A 10,846-nucleotide genomic window follows, 5' to 3' on the forward strand; every position below is an offset into this window, starting at 1 on the left:
GCCTTCAAAAAAGAATTACTTCTGAGCATAAACAAATTTTAGAATATTAGCCTCCCCACCTTTGCCTTCGTTGCCAATGAACAAATCGCCATTGGGCATAAAGGCGATACTTTCCGGCTGCAGAAACTGGTCGTGGGTTAGCTCATATACATCCTTTAATTTACCTGCTGTATCAAATACGGCCAGCAGTTTGGTTTCGGCCGAAAGAACGTACAAATCCTGCGTGAGCGGATGGACGGCTATTCCGGAAGGGAAAAGAATATCGGAAGAGCTGCCGCCATCGAACATCTCGCGTAGGTCTTTCGAAAAACGATCGAAGGGCTTTTGTAGTAACTGCTCTTCCAGTGCCTTAAACGAAAAAGTGCGGTAAGGCTCCTCCATCAATTTTTTGCTGGAAAGGTCAAAGGCATATACGGAGCGTTCGTCATCTCCGCCTTCTTTGCAGGCCAGCAACAGTTTATTTTCCCCGGCCAGGAGCTCCAGCCCTTCCACGTCACAACCCTTCAGCCCATCATTTTCGTGCTTAATAACTTCAGGCTCTTCCTGCCTGAAGTTACGAATCTCATAAATATCGCCCCCGCTTTCCACCACAAAAGCGGTATTTCCCTGAAGGGCCACCCCTTCGTAATCGCCTTCTTCTCCCCATTCTACCCTTTGCATAAGAGCAGCCTCCGCAAGGCTGTATAAATATAAAGAAGCGGTTTCATCTTCATTCATCAGCAGGAGATCTTCCGAAACTACATGAAGGCCCGACACCTCTTCCAGCTCTTCCGGAAGCTCAAATACCTGCTCAGGCTCCTGCAAGCGGTAACCTAAAAAAGGATCTCCCTGCTCCGACTGTGCTTTATTTTCCGTACAGGCCATGAAAAAGCAGACGGGGAGGAAGCAGTAAATAAAAAATTTATTCATAGAAATAAGATTCGATACAAACAATGACGAACCGGAGAGCTGAAAAAGCCTCTTTAGCGGAACACGGTTAAAACATACGGAAGCTATTGAATGTTTGTACTTCTAAAGACTAATCCCTAATAACAAGCTGAAGTTTGTATGGACGAAAATGTGATGGCCGAAGAGAATCCTGTTATTCAAAAAGCGGCTACCTATGTATCGGAACTATTTAAAGAGGAACTATCCAAGAAGTATGTTTATCATAACCTGAACCACACCTTCGAAACGGCCGATGCCTGCCGTGAAGCAGTAGGATATTATAACCTTAATGAACAGGACATAACCATACTGCTGTTGGCTGCCCTTTTTCACGATACCGGCTATATTAAAACCTACCAGGGCCATGAAGAGGTGAGCAAAAAAATTGCAGCAGACTTTTTAAATGAGCAGGGGTTTGATCACGCAAAAATTGAGAAGGTGGAAAGCCTGATTGAATCTACACGGGCAGGACATGAGCCCGGGCACTTGCTGGAGGAAATTCTGCACGATGCAGACCATGTGAGTGTAGGCCGAAAGCGCTTTTTCCGGAAAGCTGAGCTGCTCAGGATTGAGTGGGAGTTTTTCCTGGACAGGCATTTTACCGAACGGGAGTGGGCTCAGGAACAGCAGGAGTTTATTCTCGCCAAAAATTTTTATACAGAGTACTTTCGCAGGGAGTATGGGCCGCGCAGAGAAAAGAACATTGAAAAGCAGTTTGGACTGGTAGAAAAAGCCAAGAAGAAAAAGGAGAAAAGTAAAGCGCCAAAGCGTGGAACGGAAACCATGTACCGGGCCACCTACCGAAACCACATTAATTTAAGTTCCATTGCCGATGAAAAAGCCAACATGATGATAAGCATCAATACTATCATAATGTCAATAATTATTACCGTGGTGGGTGGTGGATTTACGCTTTCAGAAACGGCCTTTGTGGAGAATATGCGCTATACAGTGCCCATATGTATTTTATTGCTGGGCTCTCTTGTTTCGGTTATTTATGCCATCATGTCGGCCAGGCCCAATGTTACCCAAAAAGATGTTGACCTTAAAAAAATCAGGGATAAAAAATCGAGTGTGTTATTCTTCGGCAACTTCAGCAATATGAAGCTGCCGGATTTTATTAATAACCTGCAGGAATTACGGAATTCGAAAGAAATGCTCTACGATAATATGACTATTGACCTTTATTACCTGGGCCTTGTCCTTACCCAAAAGTATCGGCTCCTGAGAATTTCCTATAACGTTTTTATGACAGGCCTGGTGGTGGCCGTACTTTCCTTTATGGCCATATTCTTTTACACCCAGTATATGGGCCCTGCTAATGGCTAAACAGCGGCTTTAAGCTGGCATAACGGTAATTGATGGTGCCAATATGGGCATACTCATCCTGCCCCTGTTTGAGCTCACCAAAAGCAAATACCTTGTCCAGTTCTTCCTGTTCAAAGCGGGAGGTGTATTGTTCGGTCATCAGCAGGTATTCATCGGCCTGGGTGCTGTTCTTTAACAGGCGGTGAGCAATAATTACGTCCTGGCCAATTAACTTACTAACACCTCTTATTTTTGTGAGTCCTATTTTACCAAAATGCGCCACTATTTTAATTCCGAGGCTATCGGGCAGGTAAAGGGAGTTTTCCGGAAACTGCAGGCTAAGCTCTTCGAGCTTTTGGCTGAAGGCCAGGAAAATTTTCTTCGACTGAGCAACCAGTTCACTCGGCGTAGGGGGCTCTCCAATGCGATAAAATAGAACGGCATCACCCTGAATTTCCACCATATTCATATTTAGCTCATTGGCATCAATAATGGTTTCTAAGAGGGCAGGAATTACCTTTTTCGTTATCCTTATATCGGTCTTCGATATGTAGCCTGTAAAGCCATTCATATCGGGAATATAAATCATCGCTGGGGCGCTATCTAAACTATCGCTCATAAATTCCGTAATAATCCCGGGCAAGCCCTTCTTTTGCTTAACCTCTAAATTGAACGCTGTCTCTATCTAAACGATGATGCCTTCAATTTAGTTAAACAAGCTTGCAGCAACACGAAGATAGAACACCTGCGTACGAAATGCATCTTTTTTTGTGACATTTGTGTTGTAAACGAGCCTGGCAGGCTTTTTGTGTAAATAAGGGAGCGAAAGAAATAAAAAATTACACTACTAAATTTAGATAAAGTTAGAAATAACTAATTCATCTGAAAGTGATTATCTATATTTGCGGAAATTTTTAATGAACATGCGGAAAATAGCTGTCATTGATTTGGGCACCAATACCTTTCATATCCTGATTGCCAGAGTCGAAGCCGATAAGGTGGAGATCCTGCACCGGGAGAAAGTAGCCGTAAAAATCGGCGAAGGGGGAATTAATGCCCAGGTAATTATCGAAGAAGCCCAGGCCCGCGCTATTTCCGCTCTCAGGCATTTTAAAGCCGTAGCTGATGAGTATGGTGTAACAGAAATTTATGCCACCGCCACCAGCGCCATTCGCAATGCCTCGAACCGGGAGGCAATTACCGATCGTATTTTCCAGGAAACCGGTATACGGGTAAAGGTAATTTCCGGCGAAGAGGAAGCAGAGCTCATTTACGGAGGTGTTAAACAGGCTATGCGCCTGCCGCAAAGCAATTCGCTAATCATGGACATTGGCGGCGGCAGCGTAGAGTTTATTATTGCTGACGAAAACCAATCGTATTACAAGCAAAGCTTCGAGATTGGAGCCCAACGGCTGCTGGACCTCTTCCACCACCACGACCCTATTTTACCCGAAGAGGTTGAGCGGCTCGAACAGTACCTGCAGGAACAATTACGCCCCTTAACTGAGGCGGTTATGAGGCTGAAGCCTGTCACGCTTATTGGCTCCAGCGGCTCCTTCGATACCCTCAGCGACATCTATTGCAATATCCTTCAGCTGGAGCGTGATCCTGCAGCTACTGAATATCCTCTTACCCTTGAAAGCTTTTTTAGCATCTACCATGATTTGCTGGCTAAAAGCCGCCAGCAACGGCTGGAAACGCCCGGCATGATTCCGCTGCGTGTCGATATGATTGTGGTTGCCTGCTGCCTCATCCGCTTCGTGGTGGAAGAGTACCAGCTGACGGATATCCGGGTATCTTCTTATGCCCTGAAAGAAGGGCTGCTGCAAAGAGTTATTCAGCTGCAACGGGTAGACTTCCATTCCTAATCAACCTCACCTTCTTCTCCCTGCCTTAAATTCTGCGCTCCTGCTTTTAGTATTAAGGATGAAATCTTAACTTGCCGTGCTTTTCGGGCAGCTTAAACGGCCATGTCTCCTCCATTTGTTTACTTATTTACAGATGAGATTCAGCATACCTGCCCGGGAAATAACGAATGTTTAAGACCTCCGGCATTATGGAAAACTTCCCCTACCAGCAGTTAAAAGATTTCACCTATTCTGTTTTTCTGCAGATGGGCTGTCCCGAAGAGGATGCCCGGCAGGCAGGCGAAGTGCTCCTGAGCGCCGACCTGCGCGGCGTTGACTCTCATGGTGTAGCCCGCCTCATTGGCTATGTAAGGCTGTGGGAAGCAGGCCGGATAAATGCCCGACCTAAGGTAAAGGTGGTACATGAAAGCCCCAGCACGGCCGTAATTGACGGCGATAGTGGTCTGGGACTCGTTGTAGCCCCCGTCGCCATGCAAAAAGCCATTGAAAAGGCACAGGCGGCCGGCACCGGCTGGGTGGCCGTGCGGAACTCCAACCATTATGGCATAGCAGGTTACCATGCCATGCAGGCCCTGCAGCACGATATGATAGGCTTTAGCATGACCAATGCCAGCCCGCTGGTGTCTCCCACTTTTTCTAAAGAAAGACTGCTGGGTACCAACCCTATTGCCGTAGCGGTACCGGCCGGAGAGCAGCCGCCTTTTGTCGCCGACTTTGCCACCACCACCGCCGCCAATGGAAAGCTGGAAATTCTGCAGCGAAAAGAGCAGGAAGCGCCCAACGGATGGATACAGGATGCCACCGGCAAGCAAAGTAACGACCCTAATGAGCTGAAGAAGGGTGGCGCGCTTTTACCTCTTGGCGGAGAGCTGGAAAGAGGCAGCCATAAAGGCTACTGCCTGGGCAGTATCGTCGATATTTTAAGCGGTGTGTTGGGTGGCGCTAATTACGGGCCCTGGGTCCCTCCTTTTGTTTCCTTTCTGCCACTGGCAGCCGATCCGGTAGGCATGGGGCTGGGACATTTCTTCGGCGCCATGCGCATAGATGCCTTCCGCCCAGCCGAAGAGTTTAAGGCAAATATGGACCGCTGGATTAGCCGCTTTCGGGGAGCCTCGCCTGTGGATGGGCACGATAAAGTACTAATTCCCGGCGACCCGGAAAGGGAAATGGAAGCTGTTCGAAGAAAAGAAGGTTTTCCGCTGCTGCCACCCGTGGTCCGGGACCTGCAGGAAGTAGCAGCAAAGTTTAAGCTAAAGCTTTAAGAAACTAAAAGGTAAAGCCTATACGGTATACCCAGGGTGAAGTATAAGGATTCCCCGGCCCTTCGCGGTACAGGAAGTCGTAAAGCAGGCCGATATGAAAGCCACCTCTGCCGCCTAATTGCTGAAAATAGCCGCCTCCAAAGAGCAGGCGGTCTACCCACTGCCGAGGCTCATCATCCATGCCTATCTGGGGCATTTCAAAATTAAGCATTTCGTATTCGCCGGTGGTATAAATACTCCGGAAGATATTGTAGCGCACAAACGTACGGCCGCCATAGGTGTGGGTCGATTCATCGGCAAAGCGGTAATGGGCATACTGGTAAGTGGCACCAAGCCCGGCAGAAAGCTTTTTGGTTATCATATAACCGGCGAGAGGAGACACCCCCACCAGAAAGACACCTCCTGTAAACTGCAGGGCACCACCTCCCCCAAAATATATCCTGTCTTTAAATCCCGGTTTTTCCACCTCCTCCAGGTTTCGCTGGGCAGCAGCCTGGAGAGAAAAAATTACTAATAAGCAGCAGGTAAAAAATCGTTTCATCGTTTACTCGTCTTCTTCTATAATTATGTATACGTCTTCGCTTTTCTTGCGCATCAGGTACTTTTCGCGGGCAAATTTCTCGAGCAGCTCTTTATTGCTCATCAGTTCTTCGCGGTCTTTCCTTACCTCCTCAATTTTTTCCAGGTAATACTCCTTCTCTGCCTGCAGATTGCTCAGTTTATTTCTCAGTTTCACCTGTGAGATAATGTCGTTGGAGTCCAGCAGGAACATCCAGAGGAGAAAACCCAGGAGGGTAAGCACATAGAAGTTGCGGAAAAAGGGCGGTAATTTGGATAGGATATTCATAAACAGGCAATCAGCATATATTCAGGGAGTTATTTAGCAAGGTACATATTCAGCGCTCCCGTTCAGGTAGCTAAGATAATATTTTTTTCGATGTTTCGAGGGCAGGAGCCAGGAGTTTTACAGAGGCATCGCCTGAGTGGCAGGAAAAAAATTCACTCCCCTTTTCCGGACCTGAAACTAATCCACAGGTTCTGGACGAAATAAACCTCCAGCTGAAGTGCTGAAAGTTTCTGCCCCATTCATTCAGCACTGGCTACGGCAACCTAAACATCTGGTCTGACGAAAAACAACGGCAGCCCAGATGAGGCTTCATAAAATAACAGAGCCGGAAAGGCTTTAGGCGAAGCTGTTCCGGAACGGGACAGCCAAAAAAGAAGGAGCTGTCCATTAAAAGGCAGCTCCTTCTTTTTTACTTTTCTTCAAGTGGTGCCTTTTTATTCGGCAGACAGCCGGCTGATGACAGGCCCGAAGAAGATGCTGTTCATAAATAGCTTGTTCGTTCCATACCAGAATGCCCGAAAGTTGGGGTTATCAGAAAAAGTAATAATTCTGCCGTTACCCAAAGCTGACACCTGTACCGCAGCTGAATTCTGAAGCGCTTCCAGGTTTGGTTCGGAGATATAGCCGGAAAGTAAGGGGTCTCCGGTGTAGCGAACAGGGTTGGCATAACCGCCAGGCGCCGGCTCAATAAAATCTTCCGAGTTCCTGAACAGGGCTATATTTTCTCTGTTATAGCCATACGTTAAAGGGTGGGTAAGGTCGAGCGTGGCATCGAAAATGGCTCCGCCAATTACCTGTGCCCCCCTCCTATTCCATAAGTCGCCATAGGCCTGTGCGGGCAGGCTATCGTTGAGGGTGTCCATTTTATAATTTACTTCGCTGAAACCACTGTCAGCCAGCCACCTGCCTGCTCCCTGCAGCGCTACAATAGTCCCGCCCTCTTTTAACCAGTCTTTTAATTTATCCTGTTCCTGCTTACCGATGCTTCCGTAGTCGCCGTCTACCATTATGAGCGTATTATAGCGGCTAAAGTCAGCTACTCCAATGCTACTGACAGGCAATAAGGTGGGGGCCATGTTATAACGCTGGTCCAGCAGGTGCCATACCTCGCCGGCATCATAAGACGATACATCACCCTCCACCAGCAGGGCCACTTTAGGTTGCTCCAGGCTTGAGAAGCTGGGGCTCCCAAGGCTTATGCCACTGGTGAGGCCGCTCGCTGCATTATAAACATCTATGCCATCTTCAGCAGCAATTGTTTTCATAAGCGTGAAGATGGAATCTGCCGATATTTCCTGGTTTTGTACAGGCACTAAAATGCTTCCGCGACCAAAGGCATGAGTAGCGGTTTTAAGGGGCTCATTGGATACCTTTGGCCTTAGTCCTGCTTCAAAAAGCCGCTGCAGTGCGCGGGGGGCATAGTAGCCATCCCACTCAAAAAGGTAGGCATAATTGCTTTGACCACCTTTTACCTCGCCCTCCGGAAACTCAGGGGTTTCTATAGCCTGACCGAGAACTCCCTTCGCGTCCCGGCCCGTGAGTGCGGCATAGGGAAGGTTAAATGAGAGCGGCAGCGTCCAGGTGGAAACGTCATAGAAAAGGCTGTCCTGGAATTCTGTACGTGTTTCGAACATCGCCTTAATAAGCCGGTACTGGGGCTGGTCGAGCGGAACAACATAGCTGCTTTCCTTCTCGAACCGCTGGTTATTAATGTTTAAGTCACTGGCAGGCTGGTATATCTGAATATCGTGCCGGTTAATAAGCTCCGCCAGGTGATAAGCTCTTACCGGATCTTCGGAACTGCCAAATACATAGGCTTCCTTTTTATCTTCGTCAGCTTCTTCTAAAGCATTTTCATAAAATTCTTTCTGGTGGCTGAGCAGGCGGTCGCGCAGTTCATAAGCCGCCTGGAAGGTGGAGAGGGTGGTATTGAACTGGTTTTTAATGGTAAAAGGGAAAGTAAGCACGCCATTTTCGCTTTCCTGTGCGTGCCCCCGTGAAGAGGCCTGTTCAAAAAGAATGCCTACAGCCCCGTTTATATCAGGATAGGTCGAGCCTTTGCCATAGTAGTAATCATCAAAATCTTCTTCTGTATAATAAAGGGAACCTATGCTGTCGAGCGCCTGGGCATGGTAACGGGCAATGGCTTCCGTTAAATTGTAGGTGTTTTCCGGCGTAAGCGGGTTATTGCGGGAAGGGATACCTGGCTGAAAGAAAAAGGTAGAGTTGGTTCCCATTTCATGATGGTCGGTGAGGATGTTCGGCTTCCATTCATGGAATTTCTGCAGACGGGCCTGCGACTCCGGGTGCTGGGCCGGCAACCAGTCGCGGTTCAGGTCGAACCAGTAATGGTTGGTACGGCCGCGGGGCCATGCTTCATTCTGCTCCCGGTTAAAAGGGTCGATGCTCAGATTTTTTCCTCTGTGGGAGTTAACCCAGGAAGCAAAGCGGTTCATACCGTCGGGGTTAAAAGACGGATCGAGAAGGACAACCACATCCTCCAGCTTCTTTTCTATGTCTTCACCCTGTGCGGCAGCAAGGTGATAGGCTGTCAGGAGGGCGGAATTAGTACCACTGGGCTCATTCCCGTGGATACTAAAGCCCATATACACCACCGCAGGCATTTCTTCCAGGTTTACCGTCCCTTCCTGGCGGGGGTGAGTAAGAAGCTGGCGCTGGGCTTTAATCTCTTCTGCTCTTTCCAGATTTTCGGGTGCACTAATCGTCAGAAGTACAAGAGGCCTTTGCTCGTAGGTGCTGCCATAATACTCCAGGCCTACACGGTCCGATGCAGCCGCAAGTGCCTTCATGTATTCCACCAGCTTATCGTGACTTACGTGCCACTCGCCCACTTCATAGCCAAGCACTGAGGCGGGGGTAGGAATGCCAGGGTTATAACTAACATTTTGCGGTAAATAATAATCGAGAGAAACTTCCTGACCCAGGGAAATTCGGGAGATGGAGAGTATGGAAAGCAGTAAGCAAAAAACCTTTATTTTCATCATCTGATTAAAAATTATTGAACGATACCTTTAAATATAAGGCAAAGCATTCATAAATGCAGATGAATTGTGAGATGGATGCTCTATTTAGCAGAAACTTTGCCTTGTAAACAGCATGTACTGGACAGAAAATTATCTCTGGTTAAAGCCAAATCATTTCGCGGCGGGACTATCGCTCCTCTGCCGCCCGGTTGTCCGCCCTGACTCCTTTTGCTTTCACCATCACCCTTTAAAGTAGTAGCAGGTCTGTTCACCACCTGCTCGTTTACATCTATAACCAGGCACAGAAAAGAGGTCTGTATGATTTACGGTAATAAAAATACCAGCGGCTGAGATAAATTGCCAGCTCACTATCAGCATAAATTAAGGTAGTAAATGGCAGTGAACTTTGCTACCCCAATAAACCAGCCGTTGATCTTTTTTAGTGTTACCTACTGTTATTTTTATTACCTTGTTGAGTTAGTTGAAATTTACAATGACAATATTAAGTTATTAAAGCTCAATTGCTTCTACAGACTTTCTCAAAGCCCTAAGTTTCACCATAACATAGTCGCCATAAGGTGTGATTTTCCAATAAGTAGATGTGTCTTTAATACTTCTTTTCTTTGTGCTTCTAGTAATCAAACCTAAAGCCCTAAGTTGTATTTTAATTGTTTGGAAACTTTCGATACTCAACCTTATATTGGAAATTCTTTTACCATCATGCAGGTCTGAAAGCTCCTCAAAATCTTCCTCACTTATTTGTTGTTCAATGGCTGATTTGATTCTTTCCTCGCTAGCCTCATCAATCATGAATGGGGAAACTTTATAAAATATTTTATTCCAGGTTAATTCAAGCTCACTTTCAAATATTTCAGGATTACTCCAAACATTTTCATCGTCTACCTTATATGTGTAATTGAGCACAAATTTATCTTCGCCTTGACTAAGATTCTCTATCCCTTTTGGAGAGCTTGTTTGATTTAATTCCAACTCTTTTTGAAGCTGCTCTACTTGGCTTCTTAAACCAAGTATTTCTTTTACTGTATCTTCTGTTGGAAGCCTATCAGCTTTAACCCAACCTACTCTCGGTTTACTTTTGATCAGCTTAATTAAGCTCCTACTTACTTGAGATCCTAAATCACTTGCAGAAGTCCAATATCTACACATTTTTTTTGCACCAAATCTTTGAAAGCTTTAAGCCTTTCCTGTGATTCATTATCCAGGTCTGTTTTTCCGAGTTCAATTTTGTTAGGTTCTTTGGGTAAAAATGAAATTACAGGAATTTCTTGGCTAGTAGCATATTCATACTCCATTTGGGTATAGCTAACCCCTTTTTCACTTGTAGAACCATATCTTCCACCAACTATTAAAATATAATAATCACAATCATCAATCAAACCCTTTATTAGGGTCCATTGATCATCATCAGCTGCAGGAAACAGCTCCATCCCAACTGGTATACAGTCCAATTCAAGCAATGCTTGCATCACTTCTTGCCGCTCTTCCAGAAGATCTTTATAAGTTGAACTTACAAATACTTGGTACTTCTTGTCCATACTTTGCTTTAAATAATAGCAGGTAACTTTACAGGGTTTTATGCAAAGTCTGAGCAAAAAAATAAGAGATAAAGAGGAGAAAACCTAATGGTGT

Annotated in this window: 10 protein-coding genes; 3 read left to right on the forward strand and 7 right to left on the reverse strand. The window is 46.3% G+C overall.

The window, feature by feature from the left end; genetic code table 11:
- Positions 1–15: 15 nt before the first annotated feature.
- Positions 16–909, reverse strand: coding sequence for a hypothetical protein (locus tag F752_RS0121465; RefSeq protein ID WP_152425254.1), 894 nt, complete (start codon positions 907–909; stop codon positions 16–18).
- A 138-nt stretch (positions 910–1,047) separates the two neighbouring features.
- On the opposite strand from F752_RS0121465, the gene F752_RS0121470 reads away from it, so the two are divergent.
- On the forward strand, positions 1,048–2,256 hold the full coding sequence (locus F752_RS0121470) for a Pycsar system effector family protein (protein WP_017733807.1): 1,209 nt from the start codon (positions 1,048–1,050) through the stop codon (positions 2,254–2,256).
- Here the strand turns inward: F752_RS0121470 and F752_RS0121475 are convergent.
- Entirely contained in the window at positions 2,246–2,854 is a 609-nt protein-coding gene (locus F752_RS0121475) for a DUF2652 domain-containing protein (protein WP_152425255.1), read from the reverse strand. The genes F752_RS0121470 and F752_RS0121475 overlap by 11 nt on opposite strands.
- Before the next feature lie 304 nt (positions 2,855–3,158).
- On the opposite strand from F752_RS0121475, the gene F752_RS0121480 reads away from it, so the two are divergent.
- Positions 3,159–4,103, forward strand: coding sequence for a Ppx/GppA phosphatase family protein (locus F752_RS0121480; RefSeq protein WP_152425256.1), 945 nt, complete (start codon positions 3,159–3,161; stop codon positions 4,101–4,103).
- Between the two features lie 167 nt (positions 4,104–4,270).
- Complete coding sequence (locus F752_RS0121485; RefSeq protein ID WP_017733810.1) at positions 4,271–5,365, forward strand: Ldh family oxidoreductase; 1,095 nt, start codon at positions 4,271–4,273, stop codon at positions 5,363–5,365.
- A 4-nt stretch (positions 5,366–5,369) separates the two neighbouring features.
- Here F752_RS0121485 and F752_RS0121490 read toward each other — a convergent pair whose 3' ends face one another.
- The 5 genes from F752_RS0121490 to F752_RS26535 all read right to left on the reverse strand — a co-directional run bounded on the left by F752_RS0121490 (position 5,370) and on the right by F752_RS26535 (position 10,752).
- On the reverse strand, positions 5,370–5,906 hold the full coding sequence (locus F752_RS0121490; RefSeq protein ID WP_017733811.1) for a hypothetical protein: 537 nt from the start codon (positions 5,904–5,906) through the stop codon (positions 5,370–5,372).
- 3 nt (positions 5,907–5,909) lie between these two features.
- On the reverse strand, positions 5,910–6,212 hold the full coding sequence (locus F752_RS0121495; protein WP_017733812.1) for an FtsB family cell division protein: 303 nt from the start codon (positions 6,210–6,212) through the stop codon (positions 5,910–5,912).
- A 434-nt stretch (positions 6,213–6,646) separates the two neighbouring features.
- Positions 6,647–9,217 carry a M14 metallopeptidase family protein gene (locus F752_RS0121505; protein WP_017733814.1) on the reverse strand — a complete coding sequence of 857 codons (2,571 nt, stop codon included), beginning with the start codon at positions 9,215–9,217 and terminating at the stop codon, positions 6,647–6,649.
- 489 nt (positions 9,218–9,706) lie between these two features.
- Positions 9,707–10,363: a hypothetical protein gene (locus F752_RS26530; RefSeq protein WP_051049930.1), complete on the reverse strand. Its 657-nt coding sequence runs from the start codon at positions 10,361–10,363 to the stop codon at positions 9,707–9,709.
- Positions 10,330–10,752 (reverse strand): DUF4062 domain-containing protein, encoded by a 423-nt coding sequence (locus F752_RS26535; protein WP_051049931.1) that lies wholly within the window; start codon positions 10,750–10,752, stop codon positions 10,330–10,332. The genes F752_RS26530 and F752_RS26535 overlap by 34 nt, the downstream gene beginning before the upstream one ends.
- Between the last annotated feature and the right edge of the window lie 94 nt (positions 10,753–10,846).

The organism is Nafulsella turpanensis ZLM-10 (assembly GCF_000346615.1).
GTDB classification, from domain to species: Bacteria; Bacteroidota; Bacteroidia; order Cytophagales; family Cyclobacteriaceae; genus Nafulsella; species Nafulsella turpanensis.

Excerpts from the sequence above, each read along its gene's own strand:
- F752_RS0121480 (WP_152425256.1), top strand. The coding sequence starts at position 3,159 with ATGCGGAAAATAGCTGTCATTGATTTGGGCACCAATACCTTTCATATC.
- F752_RS0121490 (WP_017733811.1), bottom strand. The coding sequence starts at position 5,906 with ATGAAACGATTTTTTACCTGCTGCTTATTAGTAATTTTTTCTCTCCAG.
- F752_RS0121475 (WP_152425255.1), bottom strand. The coding sequence starts at position 2,854 with ATGAGCGATAGTTTAGATAGCGCCCCAGCGATGATTTATATTCCCGAT.
- F752_RS26535 (WP_051049931.1), bottom strand. The coding sequence starts at position 10,752 with ATGGACAAGAAGTACCAAGTATTTGTAAGTTCAACTTATAAAGATCTT.
- F752_RS26530 (WP_051049930.1), bottom strand. The coding sequence starts at position 10,363 with ATGTGTAGATATTGGACTTCTGCAAGTGATTTAGGATCTCAAGTAAGT.
- F752_RS0121470 (WP_017733807.1), top strand. The coding sequence starts at position 1,048 with ATGGACGAAAATGTGATGGCCGAAGAGAATCCTGTTATTCAAAAAGCG.
- F752_RS0121465 (WP_152425254.1), bottom strand. The coding sequence starts at position 909 with ATGAATAAATTTTTTATTTACTGCTTCCTCCCCGTCTGCTTTTTCATG.
- F752_RS0121495 (WP_017733812.1), bottom strand. The coding sequence starts at position 6,212 with ATGAATATCCTATCCAAATTACCGCCCTTTTTCCGCAACTTCTATGTG.
- F752_RS0121505 (WP_017733814.1), bottom strand. The coding sequence starts at position 9,217 with ATGATGAAAATAAAGGTTTTTTGCTTACTGCTTTCCATACTCTCCATC.
- F752_RS0121485 (WP_017733810.1), top strand. The coding sequence starts at position 4,271 with ATGTTTAAGACCTCCGGCATTATGGAAAACTTCCCCTACCAGCAGTTA.